The sequence below is a fragment of the Marinigracilibium pacificum genome, from assembly GCF_012926615.1.
Classification (GTDB): Bacteria; Bacteroidota; Bacteroidia; order Cytophagales; family Cyclobacteriaceae; genus Mangrovivirga; species Mangrovivirga pacifica.
This window is the reverse complement of record NZ_JABBNU010000005.1, coordinates 180,081-198,494: the sequence shown is the minus strand read 5'-3', so window position 1 is coordinate 198,494 and position 18,414 is coordinate 180,081. Positions and strand designations below refer to the sequence as shown.

16 protein-coding genes are annotated in these 18,414 nt (G+C 34.5%); 8 read left to right on the top strand and 8 right to left on the bottom strand.

Going from position 1 to position 18,414, the window contains the following annotated elements; all coding sequences use genetic code 11:
- Positions 1 to 14: 14 nt before the first annotated feature.
- Entirely contained in the window at positions 15 to 1,247 is a 1,233-nt protein-coding gene (locus tag HH304_RS09315; protein WP_169680683.1) for an HD domain-containing protein, read from the bottom strand.
- A gap of 107 nt (positions 1,248 to 1,354) precedes the next feature.
- Between HH304_RS09315 and porX the strand changes: the two genes are divergently transcribed.
- Genes porX through HH304_RS09295 form a run of 4 tightly spaced genes read left to right on the top strand, consistent with a single transcriptional unit; the run spans position 1,355 to position 5,068 of the window.
- Entirely contained in the window at positions 1,355 to 2,917 is a 1,563-nt protein-coding gene (porX, locus tag HH304_RS09310; protein ID WP_169680681.1) for a T9SS response regulator signal transducer PorX, read from the top strand.
- A complete protein-coding gene (tsaE, locus tag HH304_RS09305) occupies positions 2,914 to 3,357 on the top strand; it encodes a tRNA (adenosine(37)-N6)-threonylcarbamoyltransferase complex ATPase subunit type 1 TsaE (protein ID WP_271711570.1) in 444 nt (147 codons plus the stop codon). The genes porX and tsaE overlap by 4 nt, the downstream gene beginning before the upstream one ends.
- On the top strand, positions 3,341 to 4,567 hold the full coding sequence (locus HH304_RS09300; protein WP_169680679.1) for an alanine dehydrogenase: 1,227 nt from the start codon (positions 3,341 to 3,343) through the stop codon (positions 4,565 to 4,567). The genes tsaE and HH304_RS09300 overlap by 17 nt, the downstream gene beginning before the upstream one ends.
- A gap of 9 nt (positions 4,568 to 4,576) precedes the next feature.
- Positions 4,577 to 5,068: a hypothetical protein gene (locus HH304_RS09295; RefSeq protein ID WP_169680677.1), complete on the top strand. Its 492-nt coding sequence runs from the start codon at positions 4,577 to 4,579 to the stop codon at positions 5,066 to 5,068.
- Here the strand turns inward: HH304_RS09295 and HH304_RS09290 are convergent.
- The 3 genes from HH304_RS09290 to fahA all read right to left on the bottom strand — a co-directional run bounded on the left by HH304_RS09290 (position 5,065) and on the right by fahA (position 7,975).
- A complete protein-coding gene (locus HH304_RS09290; protein ID WP_169680675.1) occupies positions 5,065 to 5,724 on the bottom strand; it encodes an HAD family hydrolase in 660 nt (219 codons plus the stop codon). The two genes, HH304_RS09295 and HH304_RS09290, sit on opposite strands and share 4 nt — an antisense overlap.
- Positions 5,717 to 6,631: a flavin reductase family protein gene (locus HH304_RS09285; protein WP_169680673.1), complete on the bottom strand. Its 915-nt coding sequence runs from the start codon at positions 6,629 to 6,631 to the stop codon at positions 5,717 to 5,719. The genes HH304_RS09290 and HH304_RS09285 overlap by 8 nt, the downstream gene beginning before the upstream one ends.
- 66 nt (positions 6,632 to 6,697) lie before the next feature.
- Complete coding sequence (fahA, locus tag HH304_RS09280; protein ID WP_169680670.1) at positions 6,698 to 7,975, bottom strand: fumarylacetoacetase; 1,278 nt, start codon at positions 7,973 to 7,975, stop codon at positions 6,698 to 6,700.
- A 161-nt stretch (positions 7,976 to 8,136) separates the two neighbouring features.
- Between fahA and HH304_RS09275 the strand changes: the two genes are divergently transcribed.
- On the top strand, positions 8,137 to 10,758 hold the full coding sequence (locus HH304_RS09275; RefSeq protein ID WP_169680668.1) for a valine--tRNA ligase: 2,622 nt from the start codon (positions 8,137 to 8,139) through the stop codon (positions 10,756 to 10,758).
- Between the two features lie 63 nt (positions 10,759 to 10,821).
- Here HH304_RS09275 and HH304_RS09270 read toward each other — a convergent pair whose 3' ends face one another.
- Positions 10,822 to 11,295: a DinB family protein gene (locus tag HH304_RS09270; RefSeq protein ID WP_169680666.1), complete on the bottom strand. Its 474-nt coding sequence runs from the start codon at positions 11,293 to 11,295 to the stop codon at positions 10,822 to 10,824.
- 53 nt (positions 11,296 to 11,348) lie between these two features.
- On the opposite strand from HH304_RS09270, the gene HH304_RS09265 reads away from it, so the two are divergent.
- From HH304_RS09265 to HH304_RS09255, 3 genes are all read left to right on the top strand, one after another.
- Complete coding sequence (locus tag HH304_RS09265; RefSeq protein WP_169680665.1) at positions 11,349 to 13,223, top strand: GAF domain-containing protein; 1,875 nt, start codon at positions 11,349 to 11,351, stop codon at positions 13,221 to 13,223.
- A 345-nt stretch (positions 13,224 to 13,568) separates the two neighbouring features.
- Positions 13,569 to 15,476, top strand: coding sequence for a tetratricopeptide repeat-containing sensor histidine kinase (locus HH304_RS09260; protein WP_169680663.1), 1,908 nt, complete (start codon positions 13,569 to 13,571; stop codon positions 15,474 to 15,476).
- Between the two features lie 88 nt (positions 15,477 to 15,564).
- Complete coding sequence (locus HH304_RS09255; RefSeq protein ID WP_169680661.1) at positions 15,565 to 15,993, top strand: VOC family protein; 429 nt, start codon at positions 15,565 to 15,567, stop codon at positions 15,991 to 15,993.
- Positions 15,994 to 16,001: 8 nt separating this feature from the next.
- On the opposite strand, the gene HH304_RS09250 is transcribed toward HH304_RS09255, so the two are convergent.
- From HH304_RS09250 to HH304_RS09240, 3 genes are all read right to left on the bottom strand, one after another.
- On the bottom strand, positions 16,002 to 16,760 hold the full coding sequence (locus HH304_RS09250; protein WP_169680659.1) for a LytR/AlgR family response regulator transcription factor: 759 nt from the start codon (positions 16,758 to 16,760) through the stop codon (positions 16,002 to 16,004).
- Entirely contained in the window at positions 16,757 to 17,767 is a 1,011-nt protein-coding gene (locus HH304_RS09245) for a sensor histidine kinase (protein WP_169680657.1), read from the bottom strand. The genes HH304_RS09250 and HH304_RS09245 overlap by 4 nt, the downstream gene beginning before the upstream one ends.
- Positions 17,768 to 17,973: 206 nt before the next feature.
- On the bottom strand, positions 17,974 to 18,399 hold the full coding sequence (locus tag HH304_RS09240; protein WP_169680655.1) for a DUF2141 domain-containing protein: 426 nt from the start codon (positions 18,397 to 18,399) through the stop codon (positions 17,974 to 17,976).
- Between the last annotated feature and the right edge of the window lie 15 nt (positions 18,400 to 18,414).

The following is an 18,414-nucleotide window of genomic DNA, read 5'->3' as shown; positions in this document are numbered from 1 at the left end:
TAGGTTTTTAATCATTACAAAGATAAAGATTTGGGCCAGCATAGGTAATATTTTTTTACGATTTTGGACATCGCCTTAATATTAGGTAAATCTGATGCTATTGCAACATCCTCAATTTTGCCTTTTTTTGTTAGAATATATATCGGCTGGTTGGTAGGCAAGTATGCTGAATTAGTCATGCTACCATTATCGATCATATATTCAGCCTCATGCTGAGCAATATCAAAATGCTTTTGAATTTTATCAGTCATTTGCTTGATCTGATCTTCATCAATAGGTTCAGAGCTTAAATGTATTTTGAATAACCTTCGGTCTATAATCATTCTACATAATGATGATAATATTTTGTCTTCATGTCTTGACCAACTTTTTACAGCGTTCCAAATATCAGAGTCATCAAGTTGGCAATAATTATTAAGAATTTCAGGGTTATTTTTAATTTGTTCTATGGTATAGTTATTCTCTAGAAAGGGTTTTAAAAACGGAGAGCAATGTACTTCAGTGCCTGTTCGAGCAAGAAATTTAGCTCGCTTAATAATCTGAATTAACATTTTTTCGGCAGCTACAGCAGTTTTGTGAAGGTAAACCTGCCAGTACATTAACCTACGACTATTGAGGAAATTTTCAATTGAATATATCCCTTTTTCTTCAACTACCAGTTTGTCGTTATATATTTCAAGCATTTTTATAATCCTTGATGAACCAACGGTACCTTCGCTAACTCCTGTAAAAAAACTATCCCGCATCAGGTAATCGAGTCGGTCGATATCAAGCTGGCTACTAACTAACTCATGAAAGAAATGTCTGTTATATTGATTTGTGAATATGTCTAGAGTAAGGTTAAACGCACCATCAAATTGATCATTCAGCCTTTTCATTATCTGGATGGACATTTCTTCATGTCTGATTCCCGGCATCAGTGAGTACTCCAAAGCATGGCTGAAAGGCCCATGCCCGATATCGTGAAGCAAAATGGCCATTTGAGTAGCCTGAAATTCTTCTGCAGAAATTTGGTGTCCTTTATTTCGGAGTTGGTCTAAAGCAAGGCCCATTAAATGGTAAGCACCTAAAGCATGGTGAAAACGTGTATGCAATGCTCCTGGATAAACAAGTTCAGCAAGACCTAACTGTTTGATTCTTCTTAATCGCTGGAAATAGGGATGATCTACCGTGTCAAGAGGCAAGCCGTATGGAACGGAAATAAATCCGTAAACCGGGTCATTAAAAATTTTAGTTCGGTGTTTCAATCTTCTTTCAGTTCCTTATTTTAGTTATTTAGCGCAAAAATGTTAAATTATGCTTAGTATTATGTTCAAATCACAATAAAATGTTAATCTGATTAAAGTCTTTTCCGATGCACAAGTATAATATTTTATGGGCCGATGATGAAATAGATCTTTTGAAGCCCCATGTTTTATTTTTAGAAAGTAAAGGCTATAACGTCACAGGCGTTAATAGTGGTTTTGATGCGTTGGATGAGGTCGCAAATACAAATTTTGATATTGTGTTTCTCGACGAGAACATGCCCGGGATGAGTGGTTTGGAAGCTCTTCAACAGATTAAAATTAAAAAACCTTCTCTTCCTGTTATAATGATCACCAAATCGGAAGAAGAGCATATTATGGAGGAGGCAATTGGTCAGAAGATTGCAGATTACCTCATCAAGCCTTTGAATCCAAATCAGATACTGCTATCTGTAAAGAAGATCCTTGATAACAAAAGGTTAGTGACCGAACGAACTAACATGGGTTATCAGCAGGATTTTAGAAATATCAGTATGGCTTTCGGTGATAATCTGGATTTTAATGAATGGGCAGAGCTGTATAAAAAATTAGTTTACTGGGAAATGCAGATTGATGACACTGAAAGCAGAAGTATGGCGGAAGTGATAGATTCTCAGAAAATAGATGCTAACCATAATTTTGCCTCATTTATAGAGGATAACTATGAAGATTGGCTTAACAATCCATCTGTTGACAGGCCTGTATTGAGTCATCGTCTAATGGATGAGTATGTTTTTCCGGAAATAGAGAAAGACTCTTCATTATTTTTCATAGTTATTGATAATCTTAGATTTGATCAGTGGAAAATGATAGAACCAATGGTAAATGATCATTTTTCCGTTGTTTCCGAAGAAACCTATTTTAGTATATTACCTACAACAACCCAATATGCCAGAAACTCAATATTTAGTGGTTTATTACCTTTGGAGATGAGTAAAAGGTACCCGGACCTGTGGATTGGAGAGGAAGAGTCCGAAGGGAAAAATAATAATGAAGATAAGTTTCTGGAGGAGCATTTAAAGAGAAAAAGAATTGATGTAAAATTTTCTTATCACAAAATTAAAAATATTCATGAGGGTAAGAGCCTTGTAAAAGATCTGCCGAATTTATTGAATAACCAGCTAAATGTTGTTGTATATAATTTTGTTGATCTTTTATCTCATTCACGTACTGAATCAAATATGATAAAAGAGCTGGCTCCAGATGAATCAGGTTATCGATCATTAACTCAATCTTGGTTTTCTCATTCACCTTTACTTGAAGCACTTGAAAGAATAGCCGCCTCCGGATCGAAAGTGATTTTGAGTACAGACCATGGTACAATCAGAGTGAAAAGGCCATTTAAGATTATTGGAGACAGAAATACAAATACTAACCTTAGATATAAAACCGGTAAAAATCTCAATTTTGATGGTAAAAATGTATTTAATGTTCGTCATCCGGAGAAATTATACTTGCCAAAAGTTAATGTGACTTCTACTTTTGTATTTGCTATAGAAGATCAATTTTTCGCATATCCCAATAACTTTAATTACTATGTGAACTATTATGATGATACCTTTCAGCATGGAGGTGTATCTTTGGAAGAAATGATTGTTCCTGTGGTAAAACTTAAACCTAAAAATATTAGATGAGTATTGACATGACTGAATTCCATTTTGGAATTGATGATTTAGACAAAGTGGCTGAAGAATTGATATCCAATTTTGGTGATTATAAAATTTGGTTATTCGAAGGAGATCTTGGTGCTGGAAAAACTACTTTGATAAAAAAGATTTGTGAAAAGCTGGAAGTTGAAGATCAGGTTAGCAGTCCTACCTTCGCTTTGGTTAATGAATATGCCTCAAAAATTGAAAACACAATCTATCATTTTGATTTTTACAGGATTAAACATGAGTCTGAAGCTTTTGATATCGGGTTTGATGAATATTTGTATTCGGGATACAGGTGTTTGATTGAATGGCCAGAGCTTGTTGCATCTTTCTGGCCTGAAAAATATATACACATAAAAATTATTGCTAATTTAGACGATAGCAGAACTATAGAAATAGGTAGGCATGACGAAACAGCTTAAAACTGGACTCGAAGCATTATCGAGGGAGCACGGTCTGATGACTCAGGAAAAACCGGAACCAATTAAAAAAGATCAAAAATCCTTATTTATAGGTATCCCTAAAGAAACAGCCTATCAGGAGAATCGGGTTTCCCTGACTCCGGAAGCAGTAGGTTTATTGATAAATAATGGTCATGAAGTGATGATTGAAGCCGGTGCTGGTGAAAGGTCTAATTTTAGTGATAATCAATACAGTGATGCCGGAGCAAGAATTTGCTATGATCCGAAACAAATATTTAAGGCAGATATTATTCTGAAGGTTGAGCCGTTAACTGCTGAGGAGTTAGAATGGATCGAACCGGGGAAGACTCTGTTTTCAGCTATGCAAGTTGGTAATCAAACTCCTGAATATCTTAATGCATTAATTAGTAAGAAAATAACAGCAGTAGGCTTTGAATATATTGAAGATAAAGTAGGAGGGATGCCTGTAGTCAGAGCAATGTCTGAAATTGCAGGTAGCACCGTAATGCTTATCGCAGCCGAGTATTTGAGTAGTGTAAAACGTGGTATGGGTGTAATCCTTGGAGGTATTACCGGAGTTCCACCAACAAAAGTTGTTATTTTAGGCGCTGGAACTGTCGCTGAATATGCTGCTAGAACTGCCATAGGCTTGGGTGCAGAAATCGAAGTTTATGACAATCATATTTATAAGTTAAGGAGAATCAAGCATGCTTTGGGGCAGCAGGTTTTTACTTCTGCTATTGATACCATCAGACTTGGTAGATCTTTGGAAACTGCTGATGTAGTCATTGGAGCAGTTAGAGCTGAAAAGGGTAGGAATAAAATAGTTGTCAGCGAGGATATGGTTAGCAGAATGAAGCAGGATTCAGTGATCGTTGATGTATCGATTGATCAGGGAGGATGCTTTGAAACAAGCAGAATCACTACTCACGATGATCCAATTTACCGTAAGCATGGAGTTTTGCATTATTGTGTTCCAAATATTGCTTCAAGAGTTGCAAGAACTGCAACCGAAGCTTTTTCAAATATTTTCACACCTATTTTGTTGCGTATTGGTGAGCTTGGTGGCGTCGATGATATGATTTTTACAAATCCCTGGTTTATGAAGGGAGTTTATGCTTATAGAGGAAGCCTTACTAATAAACATCTTGCACATCGCTTTAATTTAAGATATAGAGATTTGGAATTATTGATTACCGCCAGGTTTTAATTTTTTAATATGGATGAAAATAAACTTCAGACACTAGTTAGTGACGCTGAATATCTATTAAAAACCGGAAGTACTATCAAAGAGGTAGTGAATAACTTAAGGTCTAAAGGTGTTGATGATGAGACAATAAGTCATATTATTAAGTATGTCGAGAATAAAAAGAAGAATGATGAGTCTCGTATCATTATTGATGATCCTTTTAAGTTAGAAAGGAAGAAAAGTAAATCATCAAGGATGTTAAATTCAGGTGGGATGATGTTGCTTTATCTCATTATATTTTTTACTCCTGGTATATTATTACTTACCGGGGATATGGAATTCCTTTTAAGTGATAGTAATTCCGGAAGAGGGAAAGTAAGATTGTTGAAATCGATTATTCGAGCACTCTACTCAATTCAGGGTGAACCATTGGGGTATTTTATTGCTATTATATTAATCGGGCTGGGATTTTATTTTATTTACAAAGAAGCAAAGAAATTTAATGAGGTCATAAGTACCTAATTATTGAAGTTCTCTAAAAATAATTTTTGAAAATTTTTAAAATCGGATTCAGCAAATTCAATAGGGTCTAGTTCATCTTTTGAATGAGTTGTCGTAATTCCAACTGTAGGCATACCGGCTCTTCTACCTGCTTCAACACCTGCCAGGGAATCTTCGATAACAAGGCATTCTTTAGGTTTAAAACCAAATAATTCTGCTGCTTTCAGGAATATATCTGGTTCAGGTTTGCCGTTTTCAACCATTGTGCCATCAACTATACATTCAAAAGCCCTTCTGATATTAAAGCCATCAAGGATAAAATCAATATTACTTCTATGTGCGGAGCTGGCGACTGCCAATTTAATATTTCTGGATTTTGCGAAATCAATAAACTCAATAAGGCCATCAACCGGCTTTAATTCTGGAAGGATCATTTCACGAAAAATAGCTTCTTTTTCCTCACCCATTTTAAAAGTAAGCTCCTTATCAAGCTTTTTACCCATCAGGTTTTGTAAAGCATCATGGTTTGTATGACCATACACGTGTTTTTCCATTAAGTCATCATCGATGTCAAGTCCGATTTGTTTGCCATAGACAGGCCATGCGGCTTTATGATACGGATTGGAGTCAACCATAACTCCATCCATATCAAATAATATTGCTTTTATTTTAGTCATTTTTCTGCAATAAAGTTAACCAGGCTTCTTCAACCTCATTTGAATTCAGATATTTTTGAGCTAATAAATGAAGAAATTTACGATACTCATCTGGCTGGTCTCCATGCTGGTTTTTAAGCGATACTATTTCTGGGTCATTGACTCCGAAATCATCTATTGCTGACTGATCTGGAAGGCTTTCGACATTGCCTAATTTCCCCAAATCATTTCCTGTCAGGATACTTGAGTTTTTAACATGTCCCGGCATTGCATCAACGCCAATACCTTTTGTTGTAAGTGGTTTTGCAATTTCAAAAAGTGCATCTCCATTAGCTCGGCAATACCAGTTTCCACCCATTCTGGCTACCAAATCTATTTTTTTGATATCAATACTGTCATTTTCATCTAATACTGATTTTTTGATATGCATTTTTAGCACTTCACAAATGATGAGGTTTCCTGCACCACCTTCTGTTCCAGTTTCAACAACTTCATTTACTTTACATTCAAAAGCTACAGGAGACTCGCCAACCCGAGGAGGAGTGACAATTTCAGATGCAACCGGTGTAAGACCTGATTTTACAAATTCATTCACCCCTTTATCATATTCTGTACTGGCAAGTGACATTTGCTCGACAATGCTATAATTAACAATGTTGATTACAACTTCTTTCACTTCCTTCACATTTTCAAAAGTATGCTTAGTTGTGTTATCACGTCCTCTGCGCGCCGGAGAGAAAATCATGATTGGTGGGTTAGCACCAAAAACATTGAAAAAGCTAAAAGGGCTTAAGTTTACATTACCTTCTTTATCAACTGTTGATGCGAAGGCTATGGGACGTGGGGCAACAGCACCAAGTAAATAATGATGAAACTTGGGTACAGAAATATCGCCAGGCTTAATGGTTAGGTATTCTTCAGGGTTCATTGTCAGGTTGATTTATCAATAAAATTAAACGGGAAGAAAACCTTCCCGCTTATTCAATTGTTTTAATTATTGTTCTCTTGCAGGTAGAATTTTTGCGGTGACTTCACCAAAGCCTACTCTGACACCATCTTTTTCAGACCAGCCTCTCATTGTTACAGTATCCCCATCATGTAGAAATACTCTTTCTGTGCCGTCTTTCATTTTTACTGGTTTTGTACCTTTCCATGAAAGCTCCATCATAGATCCGTATGAATCTTCTGTTGGCCCTGAGATGGTACCAGATGCATACATATCTCCAACATTTATGCTACAGCCATTTATAGTCTGGTGAGCTAATTGTTGTTTGATGTTCCAGTATAAATATTTATGGTTTGAACGGCATACAGTTACCGCCTCACTGTTTTCAGGTTTGATATCTACCTCAAGGTTGATGTCAAAATTGTTATCACCTTTTGATTGTAAGTAAGGTAATACTTCAGGGTCTTGTTTCGGCTGAGCAACTCTGAATGGCTCAAGTGCTTCAATCGTAACAATCCATGGACTAATAGAAGAAGCAAAGTTTTTAGCTAAGAAAGGTCCTAATGGCTGATACTCCCATACTTGTATGTCTCTGGCAGACCAGTCATTGAATACTACCATTCCAAAAATATAATCATCTGCTTCATTTATATTCACAGAATCTCCTATTTGAGTTGCTTTCCCTGTTATGAAAGCCATCTCCAATTCAAAATCTAATCGTTTGGTTGGGCCAAAAGTAGGATTTTCGGCATCAGGAGCTTTTGTTTGTCCTAATGGTCTTTGAATTGGAATTCCAGATGGAATGATTGTTGAAGAACGACCATGGTATCCGACAGGTAAATGTCGCCAGTTTGGCATTAATGCATTTTCAGGGTCTCTAATCATGGTTCCTATATTTGTAGCATGTTCAATACTACTGTAAAAGTCAGTATAGTCACCTACTTTAACTGGCATCTGCATTGTGGCATCTTCCATTGGGATAAGAGCTCTTTCCCTCATTTCTTCGCTGTCACGTAACTCAGGATTGTCTTCTTGTAAAATCTCTGAAAGTCTTTCTCTTACGGCGTTGGTAGTTTTTTTGCCTAAGGATATAAAATCATTTAGATAAGGTTGGGTAAATACTTCACTTGGAAGTTCAATTCCTTTGAAGAAATCATTTACCAGCAGGTAGTCCATATCTATAATATTATTCCCGATAGCAACTCCAACTCTTTTATTGAGATAAGAAGTAGAGAAGATTCCAAATGGAAGGTTTTGTATTGGGAAATCAGAGTTTTCAGGAACTGAAACCCAAGACTTGAGTTTCGGATCGTTTGCTTTACTCATGGTAATTTGTTTAATGTTGTTTATTTTTTGTTTTCGTAAAATTAACAGATATCGGCTAAAGTAAAAACCTATACAAATATCAGTGCTTTTCTACAATGGAAGCTACTCAATAGAACGAAATTTGCTATTTTTGCCAATCAAATTGAAATAAAACTAATACAATGAGTATATCGGCTAAATATAATCCTGCTGAAATAGAAGATAAGTGGTATAAGTACTGGATGGATAATAAATTTTTCCATTCAAAACCAAATCCTGATAAAGAACCTTATACAGTGGTCATTCCACCTCCGAATGTAACAGGAGTGTTGCATATGGGGCACATGCTTAACAATACTATTCAGGATGTATTAGTCAGAAAAGCCAGAATGGAAGGTAAGGAAGCTTGTTGGGTTCCGGGTACCGACCATGCATCTATTGCTACTGAAGCAAAAGTTGTTGCAATGCTTAAGGAAAGAGGTATTGACAAGAAAAGTATTTCACGAGATGAATTTTTGAAATATGCATGGGAATGGAAAGAGAAATACGGAGGGATAATTCTTGAGCAACTTAAGAAACTTGGAGCGAGTTGTGATTGGGATCGAACAAGGTTTACCATGGAAGAAGACCTTTCAGATGCTGTAATTAAGGTATTTGTTGACCTTTATAATAAAGGGAAGATTTATCGCGGTATCAGAATGGTTAACTGGGATCCTCAGGGTCAGACGGCATTGAGTGATGATGAGGTTATCCATAAGGAAGTTAATTCAAAGCTATATTATGTGAAGTATCAGATTGAAGGTTCTGATGAGCATGTTATTATAGCTACAACCAGACCTGAAACAATTTTAGGCGATACAGCAATATGTGTTAATCCTGAGGATGAAAGATATGCTCATTTGAAAGGTAAGAAAGTTATCGTTCCTGTTGTAAATAGATCTGTACCGGTAATTTTTGATGAGTATGTATCAATGGAATTTGGTACCGGGGCATTGAAAATTACTCCTGCGCATGATGTTAATGACTACGAGCTTGGAATCAAACATAAACTGGAAAGCATCGATGTTATTGCCGATGACGGTACAATGTCTGAGGCAGCTCAGCATTTTGTAGGCGAAGACAGGTTTGTAGTTAGAAAGAAAATAGCTAAAAAACTTGAGGAGTTAGAGTTACTTGAAAAAGTAGAAGACTATAAAAATAGTGTTGGGTTTTCAGAACGAACTGATGCGGTAATTGAACCAAAGCTTTCGATGCAGTGGTTTTTGAAGATGGAAGAAATCACGAAGCCTGCTCTTGAAAATGTGATGAACGATGAGATTCAACTTCATCCGCCGAAGTTCAAGAACATGTATCGCAGCTGGATGGAGAATGTGAGAGATTGGTGTGTTAGCCGTCAGTTATGGTGGGGACACCGTATTCCTGCATTTTATTTGCCAAATGGGGAGTATATTGTAGCTGAAACAGCTGAAGAAGCATTGAAATTAGCTCAGGAAAAGGATAGCTCGATAAAAGCTGAAGATTTAAGGCAAGATGATGACGTACTTGATACTTGGTTTAGCAGTTGGTTATGGCCGATCTCAGTTTTTGATGGATTTAAAAATCCGGAAAATGAAGATATCAAGTATTACTATCCAACCAATGATTTGGTTACTGCTCCGGAGATCTTGTTTTTCTGGGTTGCCAGAATGATCATTGCCGGATATGAGTACATGGGCGAAAAGCCATTTAAGAATGTATATCTGACAGGTATCGTAAGAGATAAGCAGAGAAGGAAAATGTCTAAATCCTTAGGTAACTCTCCTGATCCGCTAGATTTGATAAAAGAATTCGGTGCTGATGGTGTTCGAACAGGAATGCTATTTAGTTCTCCTGCTGGTAATGACTTGCTTTTTGATGAGAAGCTTGTTGAGCAAGGAAGAAATTTCAGTAATAAACTCTGGAATGCTTTCAGACTTGTTAAGGGATGGGAAATAGACGAAAGTGCAAGCAACCCATCAAATAAAGTTGCAATTGACTGGTTTGAATCAAAGTTTAATAAGGCTCTGGCAGAGATTACTGATCATTTTGAGAAGTTCAGAATTTCAGACGCCCTTATGGTTGCTTATAAGCTAACCTGGGATGATTTCTGTAGCTGGTATCTGGAAATGATCAAGCCTGAATTTGGTAAGCCAATTGATAAAGCTACCTTCGATGCTACCATTAATTTTTTTGAAAAGGTGATTAAGTTACTTCATCCGTTTATGCCATTTATTACTGAAGAAATTTGGCATGAAATCCGTGAAAGAAAAGATGGTGAGTGTTTAATAGTTGCAGAATGGCCTAAGGCTAGTGTAACTAATGAGAATTTGCTTGATAATACTGAAAGGGTATTTGAAATTATTACTCAAGTACGAAACTTTAGAAATAATAAGGGTATTTCTCCGAAGGAGGCGTTAGTGTTGGCGATTAAATCTTCAGATCAAGGATTATATGATGCATTTGAAGACTTGATAATAAAGATGGCTAATCTTGAAAGGATTGATAAGGTAGCAGAACAGCCTGAAAATGCAACTGGCTTTGTAGTGAAGGGTGATGAGTTCTTCATTCCTACGGATGGCCTTATTGATGCTGAAAAGGAGATGGAGGAAATTCAGAAAGAACTTGAGTATACAAAAGGGTTCTTGAATTCTGTACAGAAGAAACTTAGCAATGAGCGGTTTGTTAGTAATGCTCCTGAAAAAGTTGTTGCAATGGAACAACAGAAAAAGGCAGACGCCGAAGCAAAAATTAAAGCTTTGGAAGAGCAACTTGCTACATTGAAGTAAAACAAAAATTAGATATAAAAAAGAGCGCTCATAAACTTATGAGCGCTCTTTTTTTGTCTTATTCTATATGTGTTTTTTTAATGACATAATAATCCCAAGATGTAACGCTTCATGTACATTATTAAATGAAATCGCATCGTTAACATTCGAAAGCTTTACCCCGTAACTGGTTTCATATTCTTTGAAGTCAGAGTTCAGGAGCTTCTCATAATCCTCTTTTAATTTTGCCGACTGGCTCATTAAATTTTCATTGATAATTTCAATATCCGATTCCGATATTTCACCGTTTGCAGGGGAAGAACCTTTTCTGAATTTTTCAATAAAAGAAGGTGGAAGAGTCATTTCGTTATTGCTTAGTGCATAAATAAGCAATTGTTGGGTGACAATACAGTGCCCAATGTTCCATAAGATGTTGTTTTTGTGGTCTTTAGGGATAGTTGAAAGTTCTTCAGGAGTAAGAGAATCCCATACTTTTTTAATGAGGTTTCTTGTTGCCTCATGAATAATTATTGTACTATTAATCGAAATATCTTGCATAAACTTGACCGTTTGTGAAATATGTGCAAAAATTGTACATAATTTTTTAAAGTATGAATGGTATTAGTAAACTTTTTAAGCTAGGAATTAAAGATGAAATGGAAAGCTCACTGAAATATAAGGTGAAGCTGACTAATATTATGGCATCAATTTTTGTTGTCGTTATAATAGCATATTCCATAATTTCATCAATTATATTCTTACCTATTCTTCCGTTTTGTTTGGCAGGTTTCATAGGGTATGCTTCAGTCTTGGTTCTTAATAGGTATGGAGCCACCAATATGAGCCGCTATTTAATATCTATCCTTCCTTCAATTGTAATTGCTGTGTTGCATTCAGCTATAGTTCCTGAAGGGAAGGCATTCAACATAGAGATTTATATATTTAGCTTTGCGACACTGGTATTGCCACTAGCTGTATTTTCTCTATCGGAAAAAGTTAGTCTGATCAGTGCTTTTCTAATAAATCTCGCAATATTTTTTGGTGTTGATACAATTAATGGATGGATTGAATTATCTGAAACTACAGATATCTTTGATGTAACCTGGGTAAGATATTCGATATTAATTGGAGCGGCTTCAATTGCCTCTGTGATTGTTATATTTTTACAATACTTAAACTCTCAGTTCTCTAACGAAATGAACTCTCTTTTAGCGAAATATGATGAAGAGTCAAAAATAGCTAAAGAGAAGGAGCAAGAGACTGCAAAATATCTTCAGGAGTTAGAAAGATCTCAGGCTGAAGAAAAGAAGAGAAACTGGGCAACTCATGGATTAGCAGAGATTGGAGCGTTGTTAAGAAAAAGTGATAACCTTCAGGGTCTTTGTGATGAAATAATATCATTTACTGTTAATTATTTGAAAGCAAATCAAGGTGCATTATTTCTTGTTAACAGAGAAGGTGGTGATGACGATGTTACGATAGAACTTAAATCGAAATATGCTTATAGCAGAAAGAAGTTTGAAGATAATGTAATCTTACCTGGTCAAGGTTTGGTTGGACAGGTTTACCTTGAAAAATCATCATTGATTTTAAAAGAAGTTCCTCAGGATTATGTTAGAATTACTTCTGGTTTAGGTGAGGCAACACCAAGTTGTTTGGTTGTGGTGCCAATGGTAGTGAATGAAGAAATACATGGAATTTTTGAGATTGCTTCTTTTAATGAATTTGAAGATCATGAAATTAAATTCCTAGAGAATATTGGTGAGAATATCGCAACATCACTGAATAGTATTCTTGTTAATGATAAGACCAAAAGGTTATTAGAAGAGTCACAAGAATACACAGAACAGCTACAGTCTTCTGAAGAGGAAATGCGTCAAAACCTTGAGGAGATGCAGGCAATTCAGGAAAACCAGTCAAGATTGCAAAATGAGGTAGCAGAGAAGCAAGCTCAACTTACTGAAAAGATCAATAGAATTGACAGGTTTAATTTTGTGCTTGATAGTCTTCGTACTATGGCTGAGATTACAAACGGCGATATGGATGGTCTTAAGCTGATTATGGAAGAGATAGCAAAGGCGATGAAAGTAAATACTTGTTCGTTTTGGAATTACTCTCCCGGAGGATCTGTTATCAAATGTGAAAACATGTATGACTTAGTAGCTGATGAACATGAATCAGGAGAAGAGTGGAAGAGATCAGCTGTTCCTAATTTCTTTAAAGCACTTGATGCAGATAAAGTGATTATGGCAGGAGATATAACTAATCACGAGAATACTTTTGAACTTCCTGAGAAATACTTAAGCGGCACATCTATAGTTTCAATATTAAGTGTTCCTGTGTATGTTGGTGGATCGGCTATAGGAATTTTAAAAGTAGGACAGGAAGACGATAATAGAAATTGGAATCAGGAAGAATTGACATTTATGAAATCAGCTGCCGATTTAATTACGATTTTATATCAGAATAGAAAAAAAGTGGCTTAAGCTATAAAGATAAATCACTCTCTAATCACCGAAGGAAACCTATTTGTTTAGGTTTCCTTTATTTTTTTTTATTAGATTAAAACAAAAGATCTTAGTCATAGTTGTTTAAACATATATGTTTCATTTTAATTTTTATGGTGAATTATTCCAAGAAGAAAAAATCAAAATGAAACCTATTAAGTCAGTAATAATTTTTTGTTTATGCTTTTGAAAATATTTATTTGAATACGATTTTAAATATTGTATTATTAGATTCAGAAGTAGTTATTTTTTAAGAGATAATATTTATTTTGTAAGGTTGTCAAATGATAATATTCAGAATGAATTGTAATCCGGTTGAATATTATGGGAGTAAAGGGCATTAATCACTGTCTATTTTTATTAATATTCTTTATTAGTATTTCATATAAATCTGAAGGTAAAGATTTAATTGATTCACTTAAGCAAGAGTATAATTCAGTTGTTGAAACTGGAAATTTAGAGGAGCAGATTTTATTATTAAATAAAATCGCGGATCAATTATATCAAGTTGGAGAATTAAGGGAAGCGCATTCAACTTATTCCAAAGTTGTGGATCTTTCAATGGAATCCAATTTATTGAAACAACATGCCAGGGCACTTTCAGGATTGGCCCATATAGACTGGCGCTGGGGTGAAAATATCACTGCAATTGAATATGCGCTTGAAAGTCTGGATATATTTTATTCAATTGGTGATACAGTAAATATTTGTTATACATCAGATATTCTCGCTGGTATTTATGTAAGCCTTGGAAAGCTCTCAGAAGCCGAAAAATTATATGTTGAAGTTTTAGAAATAGCAAAAAAGACTGGGAATAGATTGAATGAAGCAATTTCTTTTGAACATTTGGGAGTTGTGAAATTTTTTGAACAAGATTATAAATCTTCAATTGAATATTATACTAAAGCCGGGGTTATTTTCGAACAATTAGGTGATAATCTCAGGTTAGCAATAAGCAAGGCAAATACCGGAGAAGCTTATCTATATTTAGGTGAATTTGAATCAGCAATTGATTTATTGTGCGATGCTAAGGAGATTATGGAAATGGAGTCCTTTCTCTCTGGATTAATTTTTTCATATTATAGTATTGGAAATTGTTTTACTCAGTTAGGCCAGTTTGATAAAGGAATAAAATATTATGATATGGCTCTGGAGTTAGTAAAACAAACTGGCGAAGACAGAGAGAAACCTCAAATTTTTAAACTGATATCTGAAAATTACTCAGCACAGGGGAAATATCAGGAGTCTCTTGATTATTTCCAAAAGAGTGTTACGCTTGGAGATAGTATTGATAATATTCAGAAAACAAGGTTGATAGAAGAGATTCGTACAAAGTATGATTTTGAGAAGAAGGAAAAAGAAAATAATGCACTGCTTGAACAAAACAAGCTAAAGGAAGCATCAATCCTGGTTCAAAACAGAAAGATTTATATACAGTATATAATTGGGATTCTTTTGATTTCTTTTTTATGTGTAAGCTATTTTTCTTACAAAAAAGTTAATAAACAAAAGGATGAATTAAATGCAGTGAATAGAATTAAAGACCAAATACTTAGAGTAATTGGTCATGATTTACGAGGCCCTGTAGGTAACTTAAAAGTAATTACAGATATTATTACTTCTGATCATGTAATCTCTGATCCTGAAGAGCAAAACAAAATCCTTAAACAGTTGAAAGAAGAGATTAATGATACCTATTTTCTATTGACTGATTTACTAGCGTGGTCACAACTCCAAAGAGATAATCCAAAGCTGATATTTTCAGAATTTAATATTTTGGAGCAAATAGATAAAGCCGTAAGGATTCTTGAACCAGGTGCAATAAGAAAGAATATTACTATTGAATTTACCAAAAAAGATTTAACTGAGATGGTATGCTTTTCTGATCCGAATATGATACAGTCAGTAATCAGAAATATAGTAGGGAATGCAGTTAAGTTTACTCCGGAAAATGGATCAATTCGAATTTTTGTAGATAGGGATGATAAAAATAATTGTGCCTTGATTCGTGTTTCCGATTCTGGTCTTGGGATTCACCAACCTAATATTAAAAGGATTTTTGAATACAAAGGAATAAATAATTCAAAGGGAACTATGAACGAATCTGGTACCGGGATTGGTCTATCACTTTGTAAAGACATCATAGAAATGTGTAATGGTGACATTGGGTTAGAAGAGAATCATACCAGTGGAACAACCTTTTATTTTACTGTACCTCTTTCTACAACCTGATAATCAATAAGAATATTTTTTTAAGTGGTATGTGATTTAACATGATTGATAGTTAAATTATAAAGGAAATAGTTTAACCATATCAATCATGAAAAATATCAACATATACCTGACCTTTAATGGGAATTGTGAAAAGGCTTTTAATCTTTATAAAGACGTTTTTGGAGGTGAATTCACCAATTTCAGTCGATTTAAGGAGATGCCACCACCAGAGGATAACAGTTTTTCCATTCCAGAAGATCAATTAGAGAGAATTATGCATGTTTCACTGCAGATAAATGACAATATAATTCTGATGGGAAGTGATACAGGTGGAGAATGGGGGAAAGGTTTTAAAGAAGGAAATAATTTTTCAATATCAATAGATTCTGATTCAAAGAATGAGGCTGATTTAATATTTAAAAAGCTTTCTGAAGGCGGAAAAATAACAATGCCACAGTCAGATACTTTCTGGGGGTCATACTTTGGTTCTCTTATCGATCAATTTGGTGTCAATTGGATGGTAAGTTACGGGTAATATTTATTTTACTGATCAAGAATACTCTTGAAAGTATTTACCTTTTCACGGCTTACAATTATTTCTTCATCTGGATGATTTCTAATAATTAGTTTCAAGCGACTGTTTGAATAAATGATGATGTCTTGAATTGATGATAGCCTTATTATAAATTTCCTATTTACCCTGAAGAAAATATCTGGATCAAGCATGCTTTCAAGGCTTTCCAGAGAATGGTCCAAAAGTAAATTTTTATTATCATTGGTATTACAGAATGTTGCCTTTTCTTTTGAATAGAAATACTCAATATCCGAAACAGCCACTGATTTATAATGTTCACCAATTTTAATTAGAAATCTGTTTTTATAGCTTTTTGTAAGCTTTCTCATTGTAGCGGCAATATCCGGGATATTTTGTGATCCCTGAAATGAAGATTTAAGTCCTTCTAATTTATTGAGTGCTTTTTCAATATCATCTTCATCAATAGGTTTTAATAGGTAATCTATTGAGTTTACCTCAAATGCTTTTAATGCATATTCATTATAAGCTGTGGTAAAAATAATGGGGGTATTAACTTTTATGTGATCAAATATTTCAAAACTCAATCCGTCAGAGAGTTGTATGTCTAGAAAGATTACATCATAATTGTTTCCATTTTGTAAAAATTCAACTGCATCCTTAACTGAAGTAAGTTTTTCTAAAACCCTTATGTCAGGATTAATACTTACCAAAAGGTTCTCCAGTCTTTTAGCTGCGGGTTTTTCATCTTCAATAATTATTACATTCATCTTGTTATGATTGGTAGCTCTATTCTAAATATTGAATTGTCATTACTTATGATAACAGGTTTTTTGGTCAGATATTGATATCTTGATTTAATGTTTTCAAGACCAACACCTGTACTTGAGTTATCGATTATATTTTTTAGCTGAATATTGTTTTCAACAACAATACAATCATTTTCTTTATAAACCTTTATCAATAATGGTGAATCTTCAGATAAAATATTGTGCTTAATTGCGTTTTCAATCAATAATTGAATTGAAAGTGGAGGAATCATTTCGCCCGGGTTTAAGGGTAAATCTTTTATTAGCTCAAGTGAACCTTCATGTCTGATTTTTTGTAGGAAAATATATGAGTCTACAAATGATATTTCATCTTTAATATCGACTAATTCTTTATCTCTAACCTCAATTACATATCTATACACTTTTGAAAGTTTGCTAATAAACTTTGCGGCTGTATCCTGATTTTCATAAACGAGGTTTGTGAGAGTGTTTAAACTATTAAAAAGAAAATGAGGGTTGACTTGGTTTTTGAGTGTTTCATATTTAGCCGATATGATTTCCTTCTGCATTCTTTCCTTGTCAATTGCTGCCTGTTTCCAGGAAAACAGGAATTCTCTTGAATACAGGATTAACGTCATTACAAGTGTTATTCCAATAGATATAATAACCGTTTCCAGGTTGTTTTCTATGTTGATGCCAAATAGACTTGCCCCTTTAATAATAGCAGTTACAATAAATGCCGTTAACAAAGTATGGCCGATTACACCTGTGATAGCTCTTACTAATGGCTTGTCGACCCATGAAATTTTAAGGTCTAATAAGGCTGATAAAAATTGATTCCCTTTCCAAAGAAACACCCAGAAAATACTACTAATTGCCACTCTATATATCATATAACCACATGAAGGACACATGATGTATGCAAATGGAATTCCAATTAATGAAATCAAGAAAATTTCTTTTAATTCTTTCTTGAAATTGAAGTATAAAACCGGGTTTTTTTTCATAAGCCAAATTAGATTTCAAGTTTAATAAATTATAAGGCTTATTAAAAAAAATATAACCTTTTGTATTTCTTGAAAATAATAACTATTGCTAAAGTTACTGTTAGTTAAAATCTACCACATTATTTTAACTTCCAATTATAAATGGTACTGCAGAAACCATATTTGAATAGTGGTTCCTGCAATAATATAAAACTTTAAGAATACTGCTATTTTAATGTTATAGATGTCTCAGTGTCTTTGGTGAATGACATTTTTGCGCTAGCAAAGGGAGCAGGGCCATACGGGTTTGAGGCATTATTCGAGTATCCAAGTGGTTCTTCCGGTCCTCTCATCCCTATATCTAAATCTCCATTTTCATTGAGATCCTGATAAACTATAATAGCATATTCATCAGGGACAATATCTTCAATTAAAACAGTATTTGTATTCGTTTTTTTAAGATCAATAGTAACAAATTTATATCCTTTATCCGGATATCCAATTTCAGAATTATATATACCAACCATCAACTGACCTTTTCCTTCTTTAATTCCATTGACTTTTAAAGTGATTGAAATTTTTTCTGTTTCCTGGGCGGTAGCGCATAAACCAGCCATGATTAAACCGATTGTAAATAGAATAATTTTTTTCATGATTTTGATTGATTT

Excerpts from the sequence above, each read along its gene's own strand:
- HH304_RS09290 (WP_169680675.1), bottom strand. The coding sequence starts at position 5,724 with ATGACTAAAATAAAAGCAATATTATTTGATATGGATGGAGTTATGGTT.
- tsaE (WP_271711570.1), top strand. The coding sequence starts at position 2,914 with ATGAGTATTGACATGACTGAATTCCATTTTGGAATTGATGATTTAGAC.
- HH304_RS09255 (WP_169680661.1), top strand. The coding sequence starts at position 15,565 with ATGAAAAATATCAACATATACCTGACCTTTAATGGGAATTGTGAAAAG.
- HH304_RS09300 (WP_169680679.1), top strand. The coding sequence starts at position 3,341 with ATGACGAAACAGCTTAAAACTGGACTCGAAGCATTATCGAGGGAGCAC.
- HH304_RS09270 (WP_169680666.1), bottom strand. The coding sequence starts at position 11,295 with ATGCAAGATATTTCGATTAATAGTACAATAATTATTCATGAGGCAACA.
- HH304_RS09295 (WP_169680677.1), top strand. The coding sequence starts at position 4,577 with ATGGATGAAAATAAACTTCAGACACTAGTTAGTGACGCTGAATATCTA.
- HH304_RS09245 (WP_169680657.1), bottom strand. The coding sequence starts at position 17,767 with ATGAAAAAAAACCCGGTTTTATACTTCAATTTCAAGAAAGAATTAAAA.
- HH304_RS09275 (WP_169680668.1), top strand. The coding sequence starts at position 8,137 with ATGAGTATATCGGCTAAATATAATCCTGCTGAAATAGAAGATAAGTGG.
- HH304_RS09260 (WP_169680663.1), top strand. The coding sequence starts at position 13,569 with ATGGGAGTAAAGGGCATTAATCACTGTCTATTTTTATTAATATTCTTT.
- HH304_RS09240 (WP_169680655.1), bottom strand. The coding sequence starts at position 18,399 with ATGAAAAAAATTATTCTATTTACAATCGGTTTAATCATGGCTGGTTTA.
- fahA (WP_169680670.1), bottom strand. The coding sequence starts at position 7,975 with ATGAGTAAAGCAAACGATCCGAAACTCAAGTCTTGGGTTTCAGTTCCT.
- HH304_RS09265 (WP_169680665.1), top strand. The coding sequence starts at position 11,349 with ATGAATGGTATTAGTAAACTTTTTAAGCTAGGAATTAAAGATGAAATG.
- porX (WP_169680681.1), top strand. The coding sequence starts at position 1,355 with ATGCACAAGTATAATATTTTATGGGCCGATGATGAAATAGATCTTTTG.
- HH304_RS09250 (WP_169680659.1), bottom strand. The coding sequence starts at position 16,760 with ATGAATGTAATAATTATTGAAGATGAAAAACCCGCAGCTAAAAGACTG.
- HH304_RS09285 (WP_169680673.1), bottom strand. The coding sequence starts at position 6,631 with ATGAACCCTGAAGAATACCTAACCATTAAGCCTGGCGATATTTCTGTA.